Here is a 19,550-nt window from a genome sequence, read left to right as displayed (position 1 = left end):
AACAAGGAGATCTGGCATGCGTCCTTCGGGAAGAGACTTAAGTGAAATGCGCGCGGTTTCAATCGATACCGGCGTGACCAAACATGCCGAAGGATCCTGCATGATCCGCATCGGCGACACCCACGTCCTGTGTACCGCAACGATCGAGGATCGTGTTCCGCCGTTCATCAAGGGCTCGGGTCTTGGCTGGGTCACGGCAGAGTACGGAATGCTGCCGCGTTCGACCACGTCGCGTATGCGGCGCGAGGCATCTGCAGGCAAACAGGGTGGACGTACCGTTGAGATTCAGCGCCTCATCGGGCGCAGTCTGCGCGCCGGTGTCGATCGTGTCGCCTTGGGCGAACGTCAGATCACCGTCGATTGCGATGTAATTCAGGCTGATGGTGGAACACGTTGCGCCTCCATTACCGGGGGCTGGGTCGCGCTGCGCCTTGCGGTCAACAAACTGCTCAAAATCGGCGACATAATCAGTGACCCGCTCGTCGATCCCGTGGCCGCCGTCAGCTGCGGCATTTATGCGGGCCAGCCCGTCCTTGATCTGGACTACCCGGAGGACAGCGACGCCGGTGTCGACGGCAATTTCATCATGACCGGCACCGGTCGCCTCATTGAGGTCCAGATGAGCGCTGAGGGTGCAACCTTCAGCCGGACCGAGATGGAGAGCCTCATGGACCTCGCGGAAAAAGGCGTCGGCGAGCTTGTCGCGATACAGAAAGCGGCTGCGGATGCGTAAGTTCTCGGGCGATACACTTCTGGTTGCCACCCACAACGCGGGCAAACTTGAAGAGATCGTAACGTTGCTTGAACCCTACGGTATCAAGGTCGTCGGCGCCGCAGAAATGCAACTGGGCGAGCCCGATGAAACCGAAACCACCTTTGTTGGCAATGCCCGGATCAAGGCCCATGCCGCCGCGCAGGCGACGGGGCTGCCTTCCTTGTCCGACGACAGTGGTATCGAGATTGACGCGCTTGGGGGCGCTCCGGGCGTTTATACAGCGGATTGGGCTGAAACAGAGACTGGTCGCGATTTTGTCATGGCGATGGTCAAGGCACATGACCGCATCCTGGGGGTTGGTGCAGCACAGCCCTGGACAGCACGGTTCTGCTGCACTTTGGTTTTGGCATGGCCCGATGGGCATGACGAAGTTTTTCCCGGCACCATTGACGGGAAAATTGTTTGGCCGATGCGCGGAACGCACGGCCACGGCTACGACCCGATTTTTCAACCGAACGGATACGACGTTACCTTCGGTGAGATGGACGGGTCGGAGAAGAACAAGGTCAGTCATCGCGCCGATGCGTTTGCCAAACTTGTGAAGGGCTGCTTTGACTGAGGATTGGCAGGCTGGCGGCTTTGGCCTCTACATTCATTGGCCCTTCTGCGAGGCGAAATGCCCTTATTGCGATTTCAACAGCCACGTTCGGAGCGAGATCGATCAATCGCGGTGGCTTAGAGCCTATTTGCGAGAACTTGACCGATTTGCCGAACGCCTCCCGGGCCGGGTTTTGAACTCCATTTTTTTCGGAGGTGGCACGCCAAGCCTTATGAAGCCGGAGTTGGTGGCGACCATCATCGAACATGCCTGTCGGATCTGGACGCCTGCCAACGATATCGAAATCACGCTTGAGGCGAATCCCGGTTCGGTCGAGGCGGATCGTTTCGCCGGGTTTTCCCAAGCTGGTGTAAACCGGGTGTCCCTTGGCGTTCAATCCTTGCGCGACGACGACCTGCGCCGTCTCGGGCGCATTCACAGCGCGGCAGAGGCCATCAGCGCCTATGAAATCGCCCGCGCCCATTTCAACCGGGTCAGTTTCGATCTCATTTATGCCCGGCAGGATCAAACCCTGACGGATTGGCGCCAGGAGCTTTCCGAGGCCCTTGCGCTCGCTGTCGATCACCTCTCTCTTTACCAACTCACCATCGAACCCGGCACGATCTTCTCTCAAAGGCGCGCTCGGGGCGGTCTGCGTGGCCTTCCATCGGACGATCTTGCCGCCGATATGTACGAACTGACGCAGGAACTGTGCGAAGCAGCCGGATTCAGCGCCTACGAGGTTTCAAATCACGCCAAGCCGGGCGCCGAATCCCGGCACAATCTCGTCTACTGGCGTTATGGCGACTACGTGGGCATCGGCCCCGGCGCCCATGGCCGGATCACGCTGAACGGCGCGCGACACGAGACGGAAGCCTGGTCCAACCCGGAGCAATGGCTGACGCGCTCAGAAGAAAGTAAGTCACTGAAATTATTCAGTAAAATAGATAGCGTAGATCAGAAGGCCGAGCATCTTCTGATGGGCCTGAGGATCGTCGAAGGCATTGATCTGTACAGGCACCATGCTTTGTCTGGCGCGCCAATTTCGCCGTCTAAAATAACCGAGCTAACAGAACTTGGCCTACTGGAGGTTCAGCGAGAGCGGTTATCGGTCACGCCTGCTGGCCGGCTGCTCCTTAACCGCGTCATTGCGGAACTGCTCAACGACTAACTGCCGGTTAGCTTTCGGCACAGATCGTCCAGTTCATCGAGGCTAGTATAGGAAATGGTCATGCTCCCATTCTCCGCCCCCGGCTTGTGGTTCAGCGCAACTTTCATCCCGAGGTTCGCCGCCAGATCGCCTTCCAGTGCCTTTGTATCGGCGTCCTTCTGCGCCGAGCCCTTCTTCTTCGGCTTGCCTTCATCCGAAAAAATGTTGCCCTCGCTTTTCTTGGCCAACTTCTCGGTCTCGCGCACTGACAGCCCTTTCTTCAGCACTTGGCTGGCAAGTCCGGACGGATCGTCAGATGTTATCAGGGCGCGCGCATGGCCTGCGCTCAACCTCCCGTCGCGCAAATATGTCAGGACGTCATCTGGCAAACCAAGCAAACGAACAAGGTTCGCAATGTAACTGCGACTCTTACCCAAGGCCTGGGCCAGCTTTTCCTGGGTGTGACCGAACCGCTCCATTAGCTGGCTGTATCCAGCCGCTTCTTCGACTGGATTCAGGTCGGCGCGCTGGATATTCTCAATAATGGCGACTTCCAGAACCTCGGTATCGTCAAACTCCCGAACGATCACCGGAACATCGTGAAGCTTGGCGAGTTGCGCGGCCCGCCAACGCCGTTCGCCTGCAACAATCTCGTAGGCGCCACTCTTTCTGGGGTTCGGCCGTACGATCAAAGGTTGGATGATGCCCTTTGCCCCGATCGACGACGCAAGGTCTTGCATCGCTGCTTCGTCGAAGTCCCGCCGCGGCTGGTCGGGATTCGGCTCGATCTTTTCAATCGGTACCGCCTTGTCCGCAGCCTTTGCCGCGTTCTCGGGCGCATCTTGCGACTCTGCCACATCTGACATCAACGCCGACAACCCCCGTCCCAAGCCTCGTTTCGATCTGTTTTCGGACATCCCGCTCTCCTTACGCCGCCTGGCGCTTGTTGTTTTGTACCAGTTCCCGTGCAAGCGCACGGTACGCCTCCGCACCTTTGGATGCCGGGTCGTAGGAAAGCACCGGAACGGCATAAGATGGCGCTTCGCTCACCCTTACATTACGCGGAATTTTCGTCTGAAACACCAGTGACCCAAGGTTGTCGCGGGCATCTTGCTCAACTTGTGATGACAGATTGTTCCTGCCGTCATACATGGTCAAGACAACACCTTCGATCCGCAAATCCTTGTTCGCGGACTGACGTACCTCGCGCACCGTCAACATCAGCTGAGACAACCCCTCGAGTGCGAAGAATTCCGATTGCAATGGCACAAGAACGGAGTGCGCCGCCACCATCGCGTTCACGGTCAGCAGATTAAGCGAAGGCGGGCAGTCGATCAGAATGAAATCGAACGCAAAACCGTCCATTGCGGGCTGACGCAGCGCGTCATGCAAAAGAAAGCTTCGCTTTTCGTTCGAAATAAGCTCCATGTCCGCAGAACTCAGATCGACCGTGGCAGGCACGATACTCAAGTTGTCCTGAGCCGTTTTTTGGATTACCCGGCCAAGCTCGATTTCCTCAAGCAAAAGCTCGTATGTGGTGTATTCCCGCTCGCCAGGCTCAACTCCCAAGCCGGTCGATGCGTTGCCCTGTGGATCAAGATCGACAATCAAAACCTTGAACCCGTCCTCTGACAAGGCGGCTGCCAGATTTATTGTTGTTGTGGTTTTTCCGACGCCGCCTTTCTGATTTGCGATCGCGATGATTTTCGGTCCGGCAGTGCGCGTGAGATCAAGCACGGCATACTCCTGAAATGCGTAGAATGACGGATTTTGTGTTCGTCTTGCTTTTAGCAACTTGGTGGTCGAAACGCCACTTCGATTGCGCCTCAGTCACTTCTGTTCGCCAGTTTTCGCCCTTTGGAAACAGCATTACACCGCCTTTTGCTGAATGCCCGTGCGACAACGAAAGAAGCTTTGGCAATTCCGCCAAAGCACGTGCCGATATAACGCAAGCCTGCAACGGCGGGATCTCTTCGATACGACGAGAGATTACGTTTGCCTTGATCGAGGTTTCCCTTAATACGCTACGGAGAAATGTGCATTTTCGATGGTCCGATTCCACAAGTGTCATAGAAAGTTTTGGCTGAATTTCTGCGGCAATAATAGCGACAACCAAGCCTGGAAAACCACCACCGGCGCCAAGATCTGCCCATGTTTTCGCATCCGAAGGCGCAAGCTCCAAGATCTGCGCAGAATCGACAAAGTGTCGGCGCCAAAGATCATCAATAGTCGACTTGGAGACGAGGTTGATCTTGGGGTTCCATTTTCTGAGCGCGTCTGCGTAATGCTCCAGCTTTTGGATTGTTTCACGTGAAACACGCAAGTCGCCAATGACGCTCATGCCGACCTAGATCTTTTTTGCTGGCGGAGCTTGGCCAATATGATTGTCAAAGCAGCCGGCGTCATTCCGTCGATTCTACTCGCTTGGGAAAGGTTTTCCGGTCGTGCAGCAGTCAGCTTACTTTTCAGCTCACTCGATAATCCTTCGACACAACTGAAGTCGAAGCCATTCGGTATCGCGTGCTTTTCGTCGTTCTTCATAAGCTCGACATCACGGTTCTGACGCTCGATATAGTTCGCGTAAAGCGCATCCCTCTCAAGCTGGCGACGCGATTCCACATCAATCTCGGAAAGAGATGGGTCAAGAGCGAGCAGATCTTCGAACTGTACGTCAGGATACGCAAGCAGCGCAAACCCATCACGCTTCGAGCCATCCTCGTTTACTTTGATGCCCGCTGTATTCAACTGTTTGGGTGTGTAGCTTTGTGCGCTGATCTTGTCCTTACCGGCCTCGAGCCGCTCCATCTTTTCGCCAAAGGCGGCACGACGGTTTTCCCCGACACACCCCAAGCTCAAACCGATAGGTGTCAGGCGTTGGTCCGCATTGTCTGCTCTCAGCGACAACCGGAACTCTGCGCGGGACGTGAACATTCTGTACGGCTCCGTCACGCCACGCATGGTCAGATCATCGATCATGACCCCGATATAGCTTTCAGAGCGTTTGAAAATGACCGGCTCACGCCGCAAAGCCGAGAGCGCAGCGTTCAATCCTGCCACCACCCCTTGCGCGGCGGCCTCTTCATAACCGGTAGTCCCATTGATTTGACCAGCCAAATAAAGTCCGGGCACCGATCGCACCGCGAGCGTCGTATCTAGCGCCCGCGGGTCCACGTAATCGTATTCTATCGCGTAACCAGGCTGAAGAATCTCAGCATTCTCAAGGCCGTTAATCGAGTGAACGTACTCTTGCTGGATGTCTTCTGGCAACGATGTCGAAATACCGTTTGGATAAATCACATCATCAGACAGGCTTTCCGGCTCAAGGAAGATCTGGTGAGACTGTTTGTCCGCAAACCGCACGATCTTATCCTCGATGGAGGGGCAGTAGCGTGGTCCGACCCCATCTATATGCCCACCGTACATGGCTGAGCGCTTAAGATTGGCTCGAATGATGTCGTGTGTAGTCTCGTTGGTATGCGTAATCCCGCATGAAATCTGCCGGGCCGTTGGCGCCTTGGACATGAAGGAAAACATCACCGGATCTTCATCTGCCGGCTGCACGTCCAGCCCATCCCAATTGATCGTCTTTCCGTTCAGCCTGGGCGGTGTGCCCGTCTTGAGCCGACCCAAGGGAAGTCCGAATTCATCAATTCGCTCGGCAAGCTTTACAGATGGCTTGTCTCCCATACGACCGCCGGGGCGCGAGACGTCGCCAATGTGAATGACACCGCGCAAGAATGTACCGGTCGTTAGCACCACTGAATGCGCAGAAATGCTGCTGCCATCCGCAAGCAGTACGCCTGCGACCGCTTCGCCCTCAAACAGAAAATCTGCCGCCTCACCCTCAATGACCGAGAGATTTGGCTGAGCAGCAATCTCGCTTTGTATCGCCTCGCGGTAAATCTTGCGGTCAGCCTGGGTTCTAGGGCCCTGTACCGCTGGACCTTTCCGACGGTTCAAAAGACGAAACTGAATACCCGCCGCATCCGCGACGCGCCCCATGATACCGTCCAAAGCGTCAATCTCTCGTACGAGGTGCCCTTTTCCCAACCCCCCAATCGCTGGGTTGCACGACATCACACCGATAGACGCGTGTGTCAGCGTAACAAGCGCCGTGCGCGCGCCCATTCGCGCCGCCGCGTGCGCCGCGTCAGCGCCAGCGTGACCGCCGCCAATAACGATGACATCAAAATGTTTCACGTGAAACACTCCGCTATTTACCCAGGCAGAAGCTCGAGAATATTTCGTCCAAAACGTTCTCGATATCAACTCGTCCTACCAGAGAATCAAGGGCGCGCACAGCACTTCGCAACTCTTCTGCGACAAGATCCGGGGCGCCCTCCCGCGAGCTCAGCATAACCGTCGCAGCTTCAAGATAAGCGCTTCCGGCTTCCAAAGCCCGCTTGTGCCGCAAACGCGTGGCCACCCTAGCGTTCGACGCCCTGTCTTTAAAAACATCAGTTATCCGCTGGACAAGACCGGACACCCCATGTCCCGTTGCACCGGATACGCCGTCATGCGGATTACCATAGAGATCCGCTTTTCCTACGAGCACCAAGTCGTTCTCCTCAGGTAAAATCTCGGGCGCGCCACCTGGCTGTACGAGAAATACCCGAAGATCTGCGTTCTCTGCCCGTGCCCGCGCGCGCTCGACACCAATCGATTCGACCACGTCCTCGGTTTCCCTCAATCCCGCAGTATCGAGAAGCGTTACTGGAAGTCCGTGCAAATCCATCCGCACTTCGATGACGTCACGTGTTGTGCCCGCAACCTCAGACGTGATCGCGGCGTCACGACCGGCCAACGCATTCAAAAGCGTTGATTTGCCAATGTTCGGCGCACCTACGATCGCAACCTCAAAACCCTGGCGGATGCGTTCTGCAGTACGGACGCCAGAAATCTCGAGGTCCAGTTCGCTACGAACTTCGGACAGAAGCGCGTTCACCTCTGGCGACACGTCCTCAGGCACTTCTTCATCCGCGAAGTCTATCGTCGCTTCCAGCAAGGCCGCTGCCCGGATCAGCTTGCTCCGCCAAAGCTCGCCCCGCGCGCCAAGTTCGCCGGAGAAGACCCGCTGCGCCTGCCTTCGTTGTGCTTCGGTTTCGGCGTCAATAAGATCGGCCAACCCTTCGACCTGGGCAAGGTCCAGCCGCTCGTTCTCCAGAGCACGCCGCGTGAACTCACCAGGGTCGGCCGGCCGCAATCCATTTTGCTGACCAAGCGCCTCCAGGATCGCCGAAATGACAGCGGAGGAGCCGTGGCATTGAAGCTCAACCGTTGGCTCGCCCGTAAAGCTTCGATCTTCTTCGAACACGAGCACCAGTGCTTTATCGATGACCTCTCTGTTTTGCGACCGGACCGTGCGCAAAGCCGCTTGCCTTTCGCACGGCAGGTCACCCACCAACGCCCTGACCCCGGCAAATGCACCAGCGCCAGAAACACGGATGATGGCGACACCTGCCTTTCCGGGTGCCGTCGAAAGGGCAAAAATCGTGTCCATCAGTCTTCCGACAGGGTGTTACATCAAGTGTTCATCGAATCGAAGAAATCCGAGTTCGTCTTGGTCTGCTTGAGTTTTCCAAGCAGGAACTCGATAGCATCCGTCGTCCCCATCGGATTCAAGATACGACGCAGGACGTAGGTCTTTTGCAGGTCTACCTTGTCGATCAACAAGTCTTCTTTCCGCGTACCCGATTTCAAGATGTCGATGGCCGGGAACACGCGCTTATCTGCAATCTTGCGATCCAGGATCAGTTCCGAGTTACCCGTACCCTTGAATTCCTCGAAGATCACCTCGTCCATCCGGCTGCCGGTGTCGATCAGCGCGGTGGATATGATCGTCAGCGAACCACCTTCCTCGATGTTCCGGGCCGCACCAAAGAACCGTTTTGGACGTTGCAGCGCATTGGCGTCCACACCACCTGTCAGAACCTTGCCCGACGACGGCACAACAGTGTTATAAGCCCTACCAAGTCTTGTTATTGAATCGAGAAGAATAACAACATCTCGTTTATGTTCGACCAAACGCTTGGCCTTCTCGATCACCATCTCCGCCACCGCGACGTGCCGCGCGGCCGGCTCGTCAAAGGTCGAGCTGATGACTTCTCCCTTCACCGATCTCTGCATGTCCGTCACCTCTTCGGGACGTTCGTCGATCAGTAGAACGATCAGATAGCATTCGGGATGGTTCCGTTCGATGCTGGTTGCGATGTTCTGAAGGATGACGGTCTTACCCGTCCGCGGCGGCGCCACGATCAACGACCGTTGACCTTTACCGATTGGCGCGACCAGGTCGATCACCCGGGCGGACTTGTCCTTGATCGTCGGATCGTCAATTTCCATCTGAAACCGCTCGTCAGGGTAAAGCGGCGTCAGGTTGTCGAATGCGATCTTGTGCTTCGCGTTTTCCGGATCTGCAAAGTTGATCTGCGTCACCGAGGTCAGCACGAAGTACCGCTCGTTCTCCTCGGGAGCCTTGATCTCGCCTTCGATCGTGTCGCCGGTCCTCAGAGAATGTTTGCGGATCGTCTCTGGCGAGACATAGATATCATCCGGGCCCGGCAGATAATTCGCTTCCGACGAGCGCAGAAATCCGAAACCATCCTGCAAGACCTCAAGCGTTCCGTCGCCATAAACGGTCCAGCCCTCGTCAGCGCGCTCACGGAGGATCTGGAACATCATCTCGCCCTTGCGCATGGTCGAGGCATTCTCGATCTCCAGCTCTTCAGCCATCGAAAGCAGGTCCTTGGCGGTCTGCTTCTTGAGATCGGACAGATTCAAACGTTCGTCAGACATGGATTGGTCCTTGCGACATCGACGCGTGGATCGCGCACGTGTTCAGATTTTTTATACGGAAGACGGGTAACCCGGACGGGCGCCGTTTGACGCTACCTAAGATCAGCTACGGCACGAGTCAATCTCAGAACTTCACGACCACCGCAAGAACGATGAGGACCATCAGGATCGTCGGCACTTCGTTCATCATCCGGTACTGTCGGCCCGACAATGTCGCGGTACCACCGGCAAAGGCTTTTCGCTGCTGTCCAAGCCAATGGTGGAACCACGTCATGCCGAGCACGCCGGCCAGCTTGAGATATGGCCACACAGCGCTCCAGTCCACGATACCCGGCGTGGCGACCAGTATGATCCCCGCACCCCAGGTCACAATCATCGCCGGAGTCATGATGACGCGTAAAAGCTTTAGCTCCATCGTCTGGAACACTTCGTCACGACTGTCACCCGGCTTGGACTGTTCTGCGTGATAAACGAAAAGACGGGGAAGGTAGAATAGCCCTGCCATCCAGGAAATCACCGCCATGATATGCAGCGCCTTCGTCCATGGATAAAGCGAGGCAAGAAGGTCTGTCATGTTTTCCCTATCTACGTTCTCTCGTCCTAATAAATAAATATAAAAAGAAAAAGGATGATGATTTTGTAGGGGACAGGTCAAGCTGGGGATTATGTAATTATACCCGATTTGTCCCGAGTGCCGGGATTGTGTGGATAAACTTGTTAATACCTTTTCCGAATTTCTATAATTTTCCGATAAAATGCTGAATTCAAATCGTTTTTCAGTTATCAGAGATTGAAGCTCACAGTGGATTAACTACTGCCCGAGGTCGCCTGATCGCGCTTATCCAGTAGAACAGGTTTTCCTTTTCCCCACGTGTAAAAGGTAGGCGGAAGATGACGATCTGGTGGGGTTTTCAGGTCGCCGCCGGAAGTGTTGGAAATTTCGTCGTTCTATCCCTAAAAACCCGAAGAGATATGCAACGGGATATCCACATGTCACGCAGGATAATTCTGGCCTCGGGGTCGGATATCAGGAAGACGCTGCTCCGGAACGCCGCGGTGGAATTCGAGGTGTCGCCGGCCCGCGTGGATGAGGACTCGATCCGAGATTCCATGGTGGCCGATGATGCGCCACCACGCGATATTGCCGATGCGCTGGCGGAAATGAAGGCCGTCAAGCAAAGCACGAAGCACTCCGGTGCGCTGGTCATCGGTTGCGATCAGGTTCTCAGCTTCGAGCGCCGCATCCTGTCCAAACCCGAAACGCCGGAACAGGCGCTCGATCAGCTTCGGGCGATGCGTGGCAAACGGCACGAACTGCTTTCAGCCGCAGTGATCTGCGAAGACGGCAAGCCGGTTTGGAGACATGTTGGTGTGGTACGGATGACGATGCGAGATTTTTCGGATGACTATCTCGAAGGGTATGTCACCCGTAACTGGGATAGCATCCGGCACGCCGTCGGTGCATACAAGCTGGAAGAGGAAGGCATCCGGCTGTTCAGCCAGGTTCACGGGGATTATTTCAACGTTCTTGGCCTGCCACTTCTGGAATTGCTTTCGTACCTGGCATTGCGCGGAGAGATCGAGACATGACCGAGAAAAGGATTCCTCTGGCGGCCGTGATCGGATCTCCGGTTGCGCATTCGAAATCTCCGCAAATCCACAGCCATTGGCTCAAGACACACGGGATTCCCGGCTATTACGTTCCAATGGACGTCGCTGCGGATGATCTGGAAAATGTCCTGCGCACTCTTCCGAAGATGGGGTTCGTCGGCGTCAATATCACCGTTCCACACAAGGAAAAGGTGCTTGAAATCGCTGATCTGATCACCGATCGCGCCACGCTGATTGGCGCGGCCAATACGCTTATTTTCCGCAAGGATGGCAAAATCCATGCCGACAATACAGATGGCGTCGGCTTTATACAGAATCTTCGCCAGAATGCGCCTGACTGGAATCCCAAGGCTGGCCCCGCCGCTTTGCTGGGCGCTGGTGGAGCGGCACGGGCGGTTATCTCGGCGTTGCTCGAAGTCGGCGTGCCGGAAATCATGATCGCCAACCGCACGCGGGTCCGTGCAGACGCGCTGAAAACCGAGTTCGGCAAGCGGATCGTGGTGGTCGACTGGGTGCAGGCCGGGAACATGATGGAAGATGCCGCAACAGTCGTGAACACCACCGCACTTGGCATGATGGGCAAACCGCCGTTGCGCGTTCCGCTCGACGGTTTGCACAAGGGCACGCTGGTCACGGACCTCGTCTATGCCCCGCTCAAGACCCGTCTTCTGGCTGAGGCAGAGGCGCTGGGCTGCCAGACGGTTGATGGCCTGGGAATGTTGCTGCACCAGGCCGTGCCCGCGTTCGAGCGCTGGTTCGGCGTGCGTCCCGAGGTTGACAGCGCGACCCGAGCGGCAGCGCTCCGATGACCTTCAAGCTGGGCCTGACAGGTTCCATCGGAATGGGTAAATCGACCACGGCAAAACTCTTTGCCGAAAACGGCTGCGCGGTTTGGGATGCCGACGCGGCGGTTCATCGTCTTTACGCTCGGGGCGGTGCGGCAGTCGCCCCCATCGGCCGCGCCTTCCCTACAGCGGTCAAAGACGGCTCGGTGTCGCGCGACCGACTCAAGGCACTTATCGCCGAAGACCCACATGACCTCGAAACGATCGAAAGCATCGTGCATCCCCTCGTTGCTCGAGACCGTGCAGCTTTCGTGGCCGGTACAGACGCGGATATTACCGTGCTGGATATTCCCCTACTGTTCGAAACCGGCGGCGACGCGCAGATGGACGCCACCGTCTGCGTCACTGTGCCCGCCGAAACTCAGAAGGACCGCGTTTTGGCCCGTGGCACCATGACCGAAGACCAGTTCAACGCGATCCTGTCCAAGCAGATGCTGGACGAGGAAAAACGCGCGCGCGCCGACTTTGTCATCGTGACCGATACGCTTGAACATGCCCGCGTGCAGGTTCAGAATATCCTGAAGGACATTCGGGGAAGGCAGAACCATGCGTGAAATCGTGCTCGATACCGAAACCACGGGCTTCGATCCCGAACAGGGCGACCGTATCGTCGAGATCGGCGCGGTGGAACTTTACAACCACATGCCGACGGGCCGCACCTTTCACGAATACATCAATCCGCTTCGCTCCATGCCGCAGGAAGCGTTTGAGGTTCACGGTCTTGGCGATGATTTTCTGCGCGACAAACCCGTATTCGAGAAGATCGCCCAAAGCTTCGTCGATTTCATTTCAGACGCCAAGCTGGTGATCCATAATGCGGCCTTTGACATGAAGTTCCTGAACGCCGAGCTTGGCTGGCTCAACATGCCCAAAATTCCCTGGGAACAGGCAATCGACACCCTCGACATAGCAAGGCGCAAGTTTCCGGGCTCACCTGCATCGCTTGATGCACTGTGCCGCCGGTTCAGTATCGACAATTCATCGCGGACTCTGCACGGGGCTCTACTCGACTCCGAGATCTTGGCCGAGGTTTACCTGGAACTGATTGGTGGCCGACAGCCGGATTTCGGACTGGCTGGCGCTTATTCTCCGGAAACCACGGAAGACAGCGCTGAAACCGACTGGCATCCCGGACCACGGTCGAAACCGCTGCCGTCTCGCCTGAATGAAGAAGAACGCGCCGCACACCAGGCATTCGTGGAACACATGGGCGACGGCGCGCTCTGGAAACAACTGACTTAGGCGTCGGGCGTCGGTTTTTCCTCTGCCGCGGCGGCTTGGCGGCGTTTGATCTCGTTGCGGTAAAGCTGCACGAAATCGATCGTCTCAAGGTTCAGCGGTGGGAAGCCCCCGTCCCGCGTCACATCGCTGACGATGCGGCGAACAAACGGGAAGATCATCCGCGGACATTCGATCAGAAGGAAAGGATGCATCTGGTCGTCCGGCACATCCTCGATCTGAAATACGCCGACGTATTCCAGCTCTAACAGAAACAGGGTTTCTTCGGTGCCCTTGTTCTTGGACGTGATCACAAGCTTGATCATGACTTCGAACTGATGCTCAGCAGACCGCTTCTTTGCGTCGAGGTTTACCGCGACCTGAACATCGGGGTTCACCTCGCCACCCGATCCACGCTGGGCCAATGCGTTCTCGAACGACATGTCTCGAATGAACTGCGTCAGCACGTTCATTTTCGGTCCGGTTTGTGTAGCTTGGGCGTCCGTCTTGGCGGCACCGTTATTCTGTTCGGCCATGTACTGTCTCCAGGCGGAAAAATTCATCGTGCGAAGCATTAGCAGGATGCCGAACGCGCCTCAATGCTTTGCATATCAGTGGCGGGTCCAGCCCGAACTGCCATGCGTCGGCGTCTTCGGCGGATCCACTTCTTCGTATTGGCCTTCGATAACGTCATCCCGCTGGCGCGGTCCCGGCTTTCGCTTCATGTCGCGCGGGCCTTCGGGGCCCATTTCGAAACGCCGTACCTTGATCCGCTTGCGAAGAAATTGGAACAACGATTTGCGAATGGGCGGTGCAAGTAGCGAGAACCCCACCGCGTCTGTAAAGAACCCCGGTGTTAGCAGAAGCGCACCGGCAATCAGGATCATGGCGCCGTGGGCCAGCGGCTCGGTCGGATCATCCAATTTCTGAAACGACGACCGAAGCTGCCCGATGGCCATTGCCCCCTGCGTGCGCACCAGCCAAGTGCCGATGATCGCGGTCAGTACCACAATCCCTAGCGTCGGCCACAAACCGATGAACCCGCCAACTTGAATAAACAAAGCGATTTCGACAAGCGGCACCAACAGAAAGGCTACAAATAGCCACATGAGCATGATCCTCCTTGGTTTCTAAAGGCGGGTACGGTGGACTCGCCCGGATCAACACCCTACATAAGAACAACACCGGGAGGTTTCCATCCTGGGCACGTTGAGAGGTATGAATGAATTCGCCCCTGCTTCAGTTGCTTGTCCTCGCGGGCATAGCGATTTTCCTGATACTCCGCCTGAAAAGTGTTCTTGGCACCCGCGACGGGTACGAGCCTTCGCAACAGTCGCGCCCTTCGACGCAGACGCCTTCGCGCCGGCAGGAATTCGAAGTAATCGAGGGGGGCCCCGATCACGACATCACCGATCATGTGCCCGAAGGGTCCGAGGATGCCAAGGCGCTTGCAGACATGAAACGCATTGAAAGCAGTTTCTCTGTCGGCGAGTTTCTGCAGGGCGCGAAGCAGGCTTACGAATGGATTCTTATGTCCTTTGAGCGCGGCCAGATGGACGAGATGCGACCGTTCCTTGGTGATGACGTCTTCGAGGCATTCAACGGCGTGGTCGAGTCCCGTGCCCAACAGGGCCTGACCATCGAGGCTGAATTCGTCGGTGTCCGCGAAACCACGCTGGCCGGCGCTCGGTTCGACGACGCGACCAATACTGCCGAGATAACCGTGCGCTTCATCGGTGAATTGATCTCGGTCGTGCGCGACCAGAATGGCGAGATCGTCGAGGGTGAGCCTGGCAAATCCAAAAAGCAGAAGGATATCTGGACCTTCGAACGTGTGATGGGCTCCGACGATCCCAACTGGCGGCTTGTTGCCACGGACGAATGATCGGACGGGCGACAGCGGCTTTATTCCTTATGCTGATGGCCACAATCGCCGTCAGAGCAGAGGAAGTGACGCATACTGTTCTCGACTTCGACGACCTGAAGGGTTGGGAGGCCGATGATCACGAGAAGGCGCTCGAAGCCTTTCTTCTGACCTGTCCCGACCTCAATGATCCCGATTGGCGCGCCCTGTGTGCACTCGCACAGCAAAAGCCCAACGCCAAGGATTTCTTTCAGCTCTTCTTCCGCCCTGTTCTCATCGAGGACGGTAAAAAAGCGCTCTTTACCGGCTATTTCGAGCCGGAACTCAGCGGGTCTTTGTCACCGGGGAGCCGATTTCGCTACCCGCTCTACCGCAAACCACCCGAGGTTCAGGGTGCCGTACCTTGGTTGTCTCGTCGAGAAATCGAAGCAGGCGTTGCCATGCAGGGCCGCGGGCTCGAGATTGTCTGGGTCGATGATCCGGTCGAGAAGTTCTTTTTGCAGATCCAGGGGTCTGGTCGTGTGACCCTTCCCGATGGCCGAAAGATCCGCGTGGGCTATGGTGGGGCGAATGGCCACGAATATCGCTCCATCGGGGCCGAGCTTGTTCGCCGCGGTATCTACCAGGCCCACCAGGTTTCGGCTCAGGTCATCAAGAACTGGGTCCGCCGCAATCCTGTCGCCGGTCAGGAACTTCTATGGCACAACCCTTCCTACGTGTTCTTCCGGCGGATCGATTCCGTGCCCGCCCACATGGGCCCGCTCGGTGCGATGAACCGGTCCGTCACCGCGGGCCGCACCGTCGCTGTGGACCCGGCCTATGTCCCGCTCGGCGCTCCGGTCTGGATCGAGAAAGAGGGGGCCGGCCCGATCCGCAGGCTTATGATTGCGCAGGACACTGGCTCTGCCATCAAGGGGGCGCAGCGCGCGGATATCTTCATCGGCACCGGCGATGATGCTGGTCGCAAAGCCGGGCGCCTGCGTGATCCCGGTCGCATGGTCGTCCTTCTGCCGATCCAGCGCGCCTATGCCACTGCGACGGAGCCGAACCTTTGAGCCGTCGGCGCATCACGCCGGAGGAACTGAAACTTTGGCAACAGGTGGCGCGGACCGCGGACAGGCTCGACCCCGAGAAAAGCCGCGACAGACCTCGCTCGCTGCAGCCATCCACCCGAAAATCGCCTGAGCGAACGAAGCCCGAGTTGCCGCAATTCGAAATCGGCCAAAAGGCCGGTACACCGTCCAATCGCCACGATACCTTGCCTGGCCTGCCCGAACGCCTTGCCCGGCAACCGCTGCAGATGGACAAGCGCACCAACACGCGTCTGAAACGCGGCAAGGTCGAGCCGGAAGCCCGGATCGACCTGCACGGCATGACCCTCGCCCAGGCGCAGCCTGCCCTGACCGGCTTTATCTTGCGGGCGCAGGCTCAGGGGAAAAGGCTGGTTTTGGTGATCACCGGCAAGGGCAGGAACAACGATACCGGTGGCCCGATACCTACCAGGCATGGTGTATTGCGCCATGCGGTACCGCAATGGCTGGGCGCGGCACCGTTGTCGGGGTTGGTATTGCAGATCACCCAGGCGCATGTGCGGCATGGGGGTGGCGGGGCGTATTACGTGTATCTACGCCGCAACCGGTAGCAGGGGTTTGGCCCGTGTGATGCCGATGGTCATCATGATCGAGGTGAAGACGAAATAGCCTGCGACAATGAGGTACTGGCTCTCCAATCCCAGCCCCAAATCGATGCCCATGCCGGTCAGGCCGGGGCCGATGGCGGAGCCGAAGACCATGACAGCGGCGGCCATGGCCTTGATCGAACCGAGGCGGGCGGTGCCGTAGAATTCGGCCCAAAAGGCGTTGGGGAGTGTGGTGTTCGCGCCCGTCGTGAGGCCGAGGAAAAACAGGCCTGCGAGCAGGGTCAAGGTATTGTCGGATATCGCAAAAATCCCGAAGGCGGCGACCATGGGAAGCTGGAAAAACGGGATCAGTCTGGCGGTTCCCCAGCGGTCCAAAGCCCAGCCGGAAAGGACCATCGCGACGATGCCGACGGCGGTGTAGAACGGGTAGAGGGCGACCAGCTCGACGTGGGGGATGCCTTTCAAATCGGCGAAGTGGACCTGGTGGAAAAAGAAGGCCGTGTTGAAGGCTGCGGGGCCCAACAATGCCGGGACCATGAACCAGAAAAGCCAATGAAATAAGGCCTGATTGCGGGTCCAGTGGCGGGACTCCATGCCCAGCGACTGGTCGGTTTCGGCCAGCATTTGCGGGGTGCGTTCGAGGCGGAGGAGGCGGTGGATGACGGGGACGCCGACAAGGGCGATGAGGGCGGCGGCGACCCACAGCATGTGCCAGTCGTAGACCGCCAGAAGTGCAACGAAAACAAGGGGTAAGAGCGCCTCGCCCAGGGCGAAGCCGAGGGTGGCGATGGACAGGGCCTTGCCCCTTGTGGCTATGAACCAGCGGGACATGGCGACGACGGCGAGGTGGCTGGTCATGCCCTGGCCGGTAAAACGCAGGGCAAAAATAACCGCGATCAACCCCCACCAGACCGGGTTGAAGGCCATGGAGAGGCATGCAAAGGCGAGCAATATCAGGATGATAGGGGCGAGGGTGCGGACGCGAAAAAAATCCGTGAGGCCGCCGGCCCAGACCATGACCAGGGCGGAGGCGGTGGTGCCGAGCGTGTAGATGCCGCCCCATTGCCCGTGGCTGAGGTCGAACGCGGCCCGAATCTCGCCCGCGAAGAGCGAGATAAAAAACGTTTGTCCAAAAGAACTTAGGAAGGTCAGCAGCATACCCGCCGACAGGAAGGGGAGGTTGTCACGGAGAAAATCGAGGAGCCGCATGACCCCCTTCGTGGCCCGAAACCGGGGGGAAGGAAAGGGGTTTCAAAGGGGTGCCGATTTGATTCGTTAATTTTCCGGATCGGCCCAAAAGGACGTCGGTATCACGTCGGTATTTGGGTGGTATGCCGACGGTGCGGTTTTCTGAGCTGGCAGGTTAAGAGGGAGGGCGGTGCTATAGAGTGGAGATTGCTTTTTTCGATAGAAGCCTTCGCCGTGCGATGGAGTCTGCCTCCAATCCTGATCATTGTATTTGAGATTGTTTCGCCTAGAGTAATACCGCTTTCAGTTGCATATTTGATCAAAGGATAAGCGGTATGTTCAAACTGACAGAAGATGAGCTAGATCGAGCTTTCTCCTGCATTTCCCATCACGGCTTTAGCACTCTTTTTCCTGACCCTCCGGAATGGGAAGACCTTGTAATTCACTGGTCGGATATAAAAGCCCTTCTAATCAACGAAGACCTAGATACTTATATTCCGAAAGTACCCCTTCGCGTATTCGCGCCAAAAAACCGATTCAACATACGGGTCGTGACCCATCTGCATCCAATAGATTTGGTTATCTATACTGCACTGGTTCTGATCGTCAGAGACGACATAGAAAAGGCTCGCTTGCCAAAAGCAAGAAGGCGCGTGTTTTCTTTTCGCGCTGACGCCCGCATTGCAGATCAACTATACCAATCGAACAATGCATTTGCGACTTATAAAAACGAGCTAAGACGCAAAGCCGAGAAAGCTTCTGTTCGCTACGTGGCACTAGCTGACATCGCGGATTTCTTTCCGCGTCTTTATCAACATCGACTTGAGAATATCATCCAGACGGTTGCAACGACAACAAGATCGGAAGAAGTGGCGAGGGTGCTAATAAAGAAGTTCGTTCCGAAAGTTTGTGACGGCACCAGTTACGGCATACCAGTCGGTCCTTACGCATCTAGAAACCTTGCAGAGGCACTGCTCATTGATGTCGACGATGCACTAACAGGTAAAAAGTTTGACTTCGTAAGGTGGGTTGATGATTTCGCATTCTTCTGCAAATCCGACGAAGAAGCCCAACACTGCCTCTTTTTTCTTGGTCAATGGCTTTTTGAGAAGCACGGTTTGACCTTGCAGGGCGCAAAAACAAAGATTGTTCCGGTTGAAACCTTTGTGGATCATCATCTCCAAACACACGAAGGCAGGCTCGAAGAACGGGCGGAAATTCTGAGAGATTTATGGGGACGCATTTCTCCATATGAAGATGATGAGGAAGAGGAGCTAAATGAGGAAGAATTAGAAGAGTTGCAGGCGGTTAATTTCCAGCAAATGCTCGCTGAATCACTCCAAGACATCGACAACGTCGACTATGAGATGATCTCTTTTCTATTGGGCCGTCTCACACGGATCGATGAATTCCAAGATGAATGGCGAGCAACGCTAGTTGATCTGGTTTTGGATAATCTAGAGCATCTGTATCCTATCTCAGATAGCCTCGCTCGTTTCTTCAAAAGTTTCGAGAATATCGAAGCTGTCGAACGCAGGCGAATTGCTAGGTCACTGCTTAGACCAATCTTGAAAGGTAAGGTTCCACCACCTGATTATTATGTGATGTGGGTGATGAGCATTTTTATGAGCAGTGAGCATTGGAACAACGCTGACAAAATACTAAAAATCTTCTCGGAGACGCATAGCGAGGTCGTACGTCGATATGCCGCTCTAGCTTTAGAAAAAAATGGTACTCGCGCGCAAGTGTTGCCACTCAAAGACCACTTTGACCATGCCTCACCAATGCTGCAGCTTGCTATACTGCGAGCGACAAGACTTCTGGGAGCGGATGAAAGAAAGTTTTGGAAACGCAGCAAAGGTATCTCGGACCACTTAGACAAGCGTGTATAGCCAATGGCCAGCTAATCACCCTAAGTCTTATTTGG

The 19,550-nt window shown here is 56.4% G+C and carries 21 protein-coding genes; 11 read left to right on the top strand and 10 right to left on the bottom strand.

The genetic code is table 11. The features are described from left to right. The first annotated feature begins 16 nt into the window (after window positions 1–16). The 3 genes from rph to hemW are packed head-to-tail and all read left to right on the top strand — an operon-like array spanning window position 17 to window position 2,484. Window positions 17–733: a ribonuclease PH gene (gene rph, locus PVV74_RS07435; RefSeq protein ID WP_274592769.1), complete on the top strand. Its 717-nt coding sequence runs from the start codon at window positions 17–19 to the stop codon at window positions 731–733. Beyond that, on the top strand, window positions 726–1,334 hold the full coding sequence (rdgB, locus tag PVV74_RS07430) for an RdgB/HAM1 family non-canonical purine NTP pyrophosphatase (protein WP_274592768.1): 609 nt from the start codon (window positions 726–728) through the stop codon (window positions 1,332–1,334). The genes rph and rdgB overlap by 8 nt, the downstream gene beginning before the upstream one ends. Then, window positions 1,327–2,484 (top strand): radical SAM family heme chaperone HemW, encoded by a 1,158-nt coding sequence (hemW, locus tag PVV74_RS07425; protein ID WP_103762604.1) that lies wholly within the window; start codon window positions 1,327–1,329, stop codon window positions 2,482–2,484. The genes rdgB and hemW overlap by 8 nt, the downstream gene beginning before the upstream one ends. On the opposite strand, the gene PVV74_RS07420 is transcribed toward hemW, so the two are convergent. The 7 genes from PVV74_RS07420 to hemJ form a co-directional block, all read right to left on the bottom strand. After that, window positions 2,481–3,380 (bottom strand): ParB/RepB/Spo0J family partition protein, encoded by a 900-nt coding sequence (locus PVV74_RS07420; RefSeq protein WP_103762603.1) that lies wholly within the window; start codon window positions 3,378–3,380, stop codon window positions 2,481–2,483. The two genes, hemW and PVV74_RS07420, sit on opposite strands and share 4 nt — an antisense overlap. Before the next feature lie 10 nt (window positions 3,381–3,390). Then, window positions 3,391–4,200: a ParA family protein gene (locus tag PVV74_RS07415; protein WP_274592767.1), complete on the bottom strand. Its 810-nt coding sequence runs from the start codon at window positions 4,198–4,200 to the stop codon at window positions 3,391–3,393. Then, on the bottom strand, window positions 4,193–4,804 hold the full coding sequence (rsmG, locus tag PVV74_RS07410) for a 16S rRNA (guanine(527)-N(7))-methyltransferase RsmG (protein WP_274592766.1): 612 nt from the start codon (window positions 4,802–4,804) through the stop codon (window positions 4,193–4,195). The genes PVV74_RS07415 and rsmG overlap by 8 nt, the downstream gene beginning before the upstream one ends. Further along, window positions 4,801–6,663: a tRNA uridine-5-carboxymethylaminomethyl(34) synthesis enzyme MnmG gene (gene mnmG, locus PVV74_RS07405; RefSeq protein WP_274592765.1), complete on the bottom strand. Its 1,863-nt coding sequence runs from the start codon at window positions 6,661–6,663 to the stop codon at window positions 4,801–4,803. The genes rsmG and mnmG overlap by 4 nt, the downstream gene beginning before the upstream one ends. A gap of 13 nt (window positions 6,664–6,676) precedes the next feature. Then, on the bottom strand, window positions 6,677–7,963 hold the full coding sequence (mnmE, locus tag PVV74_RS07400; protein WP_274592764.1) for a tRNA uridine-5-carboxymethylaminomethyl(34) synthesis GTPase MnmE: 1,287 nt from the start codon (window positions 7,961–7,963) through the stop codon (window positions 6,677–6,679). A 23-nt stretch (window positions 7,964–7,986) separates the two neighbouring features. Continuing rightward, complete coding sequence (rho, locus tag PVV74_RS07395; protein WP_103762599.1) at window positions 7,987–9,258, bottom strand: transcription termination factor Rho; 1,272 nt, start codon at window positions 9,256–9,258, stop codon at window positions 7,987–7,989. 124 nt (window positions 9,259–9,382) lie between these two features. Then, on the bottom strand, window positions 9,383–9,832 hold the full coding sequence (hemJ, locus tag PVV74_RS07390) for a protoporphyrinogen oxidase HemJ (protein WP_274592763.1): 450 nt from the start codon (window positions 9,830–9,832) through the stop codon (window positions 9,383–9,385). 416 nt (window positions 9,833–10,248) lie between these two features. Here hemJ and PVV74_RS07385 point away from each other — a divergent pair, with 416 nt between their 5' ends. From PVV74_RS07385 to dnaQ, 4 genes are read left to right on the top strand one after another with little or no spacing between them, the layout of a single operon-like run. Further along, window positions 10,249–10,848, top strand: coding sequence for a Maf family protein (locus PVV74_RS07385; RefSeq protein WP_274592958.1), 600 nt, complete (start codon window positions 10,249–10,251; stop codon window positions 10,846–10,848). Next, window positions 10,845–11,678 (top strand): shikimate dehydrogenase, encoded by an 834-nt coding sequence (locus tag PVV74_RS07380; RefSeq protein WP_103762597.1) that lies wholly within the window; start codon window positions 10,845–10,847, stop codon window positions 11,676–11,678. Before PVV74_RS07385 ends, PVV74_RS07380 begins: the two co-directional genes overlap by 4 nt. After that, on the top strand, window positions 11,675–12,268 hold the full coding sequence (gene coaE, locus PVV74_RS07375) for a dephospho-CoA kinase (protein WP_274592762.1): 594 nt from the start codon (window positions 11,675–11,677) through the stop codon (window positions 12,266–12,268). Before PVV74_RS07380 ends, coaE begins: the two co-directional genes overlap by 4 nt. Next, on the top strand, window positions 12,261–12,956 hold the full coding sequence (dnaQ, locus tag PVV74_RS07370) for a DNA polymerase III subunit epsilon (protein ID WP_103762595.1): 696 nt from the start codon (window positions 12,261–12,263) through the stop codon (window positions 12,954–12,956). Before coaE ends, dnaQ begins: the two co-directional genes overlap by 8 nt. On the opposite strand, the gene secB is transcribed toward dnaQ, so the two are convergent. Both secB and PVV74_RS07360 read right to left on the bottom strand, forming a co-directional pair. After that, window positions 12,953–13,468, bottom strand: a complete 516-nt coding sequence (gene secB, locus PVV74_RS07365) for a protein-export chaperone SecB (protein ID WP_103762981.1) — start codon at window positions 13,466–13,468, stop codon at window positions 12,953–12,955. The two genes, dnaQ and secB, sit on opposite strands and share 4 nt — an antisense overlap. Before the next feature lie 75 nt (window positions 13,469–13,543). Continuing rightward, on the bottom strand, window positions 13,544–14,041 hold the full coding sequence (locus PVV74_RS07360; protein WP_103762594.1) for an FxsA family protein: 498 nt from the start codon (window positions 14,039–14,041) through the stop codon (window positions 13,544–13,546). 113 nt (window positions 14,042–14,154) lie between these two features. On the opposite strand from PVV74_RS07360, the gene PVV74_RS07355 reads away from it, so the two are divergent. Genes PVV74_RS07355 through PVV74_RS07345 form a run of 3 tightly spaced genes read left to right on the top strand, consistent with a single transcriptional unit; the run spans window position 14,155 to window position 16,438 of the window. Next, window positions 14,155–14,817: a Tim44/TimA family putative adaptor protein gene (locus PVV74_RS07355; protein ID WP_103762593.1), complete on the top strand. Its 663-nt coding sequence runs from the start codon at window positions 14,155–14,157 to the stop codon at window positions 14,815–14,817. A 29-nt stretch (window positions 14,818–14,846) separates the two neighbouring features. Beyond that, entirely contained in the window at window positions 14,847–15,851 is a 1,005-nt protein-coding gene (gene mltA / locus PVV74_RS07350; protein ID WP_245890453.1) for a murein transglycosylase A, read from the top strand. Continuing rightward, entirely contained in the window at window positions 15,848–16,438 is a 591-nt protein-coding gene (locus tag PVV74_RS07345; protein ID WP_103762591.1) for a Smr/MutS family protein, read from the top strand. Before mltA ends, PVV74_RS07345 begins: the two co-directional genes overlap by 4 nt. Here PVV74_RS07345 and PVV74_RS07340 read toward each other — a convergent pair. Beyond that, window positions 16,421–17,644, bottom strand: a complete 1,224-nt coding sequence (locus PVV74_RS07340) for an MFS transporter (RefSeq protein WP_274592761.1) — start codon at window positions 17,642–17,644, stop codon at window positions 16,421–16,423. The two genes, PVV74_RS07345 and PVV74_RS07340, sit on opposite strands and share 18 nt — an antisense overlap. Window positions 17,645–17,958: 314 nt before the next feature. Between PVV74_RS07340 and PVV74_RS07335 the strand changes: the two genes are divergently transcribed. Beyond that, window positions 17,959–19,515 (top strand): RNA-directed DNA polymerase, encoded by a 1,557-nt coding sequence (locus PVV74_RS07335; protein WP_274592760.1) that lies wholly within the window; start codon window positions 17,959–17,961, stop codon window positions 19,513–19,515. The last annotated feature ends 35 nt before the right edge of the window (window positions 19,516–19,550 follow it).

Origin of the sequence: Roseovarius sp. SK2, from assembly GCF_028807495.1 — a bacterium.
GTDB classification, from domain to species: Bacteria; Pseudomonadota; Alphaproteobacteria; order Rhodobacterales; family Rhodobacteraceae; genus Roseovarius; species Roseovarius confluentis.
The sequence above is the reverse complement of the archived record's forward strand: the minus strand, read 5'-3'. Positions and strand labels throughout refer to the sequence as shown.

Coding starts and splice junctions, on each gene's coding strand:
- coaE (WP_274592762.1), top strand. CDS start 11,675: ATGACCTTCAAGCTGGGCCTGACAGGTTCCATCGGAATGGGTAAATCG.
- PVV74_RS07340 (WP_274592761.1), bottom strand. CDS start 17,644: ATGCGGCTCCTCGATTTTCTCCGTGACAACCTCCCCTTCCTGTCGGCG.
- PVV74_RS07420 (WP_103762603.1), bottom strand. CDS start 3,380: ATGTCCGAAAACAGATCGAAACGAGGCTTGGGACGGGGGTTGTCGGCG.
- PVV74_RS07335 (WP_274592760.1), top strand. CDS start 17,959: ATGTTCAAACTGACAGAAGATGAGCTAGATCGAGCTTTCTCCTGCATT.
- secB (WP_103762981.1), bottom strand. CDS start 13,468: ATGGCCGAACAGAATAACGGTGCCGCCAAGACGGACGCCCAAGCTACA.
- hemJ (WP_274592763.1), bottom strand. CDS start 9,832: ATGACAGACCTTCTTGCCTCGCTTTATCCATGGACGAAGGCGCTGCAT.
- mltA (WP_245890453.1), top strand. CDS start 14,847: ATGCTGATGGCCACAATCGCCGTCAGAGCAGAGGAAGTGACGCATACT.
- PVV74_RS07355 (WP_103762593.1), top strand. CDS start 14,155: ATGAATTCGCCCCTGCTTCAGTTGCTTGTCCTCGCGGGCATAGCGATT.
- rph (WP_274592769.1), top strand. CDS start 17: ATGCGTCCTTCGGGAAGAGACTTAAGTGAAATGCGCGCGGTTTCAATC.
- PVV74_RS07360 (WP_103762594.1), bottom strand. CDS start 14,041: ATGTGGCTATTTGTAGCCTTTCTGTTGGTGCCGCTTGTCGAAATCGCT.
- PVV74_RS07385 (WP_274592958.1), top strand. CDS start 10,249: ATGTCACGCAGGATAATTCTGGCCTCGGGGTCGGATATCAGGAAGACG.
- dnaQ (WP_103762595.1), top strand. CDS start 12,261: ATGCGTGAAATCGTGCTCGATACCGAAACCACGGGCTTCGATCCCGAA.
- rho (WP_103762599.1), bottom strand. CDS start 9,258: ATGTCTGACGAACGTTTGAATCTGTCCGATCTCAAGAAGCAGACCGCC.
- PVV74_RS07380 (WP_103762597.1), top strand. CDS start 10,845: ATGACCGAGAAAAGGATTCCTCTGGCGGCCGTGATCGGATCTCCGGTT.
- rdgB (WP_274592768.1), top strand. CDS start 726: ATGCGTAAGTTCTCGGGCGATACACTTCTGGTTGCCACCCACAACGCG.
- rsmG (WP_274592766.1), bottom strand. CDS start 4,804: ATGAGCGTCATTGGCGACTTGCGTGTTTCACGTGAAACAATCCAAAAG.
- mnmE (WP_274592764.1), bottom strand. CDS start 7,963: ATGGACACGATTTTTGCCCTTTCGACGGCACCCGGAAAGGCAGGTGTC.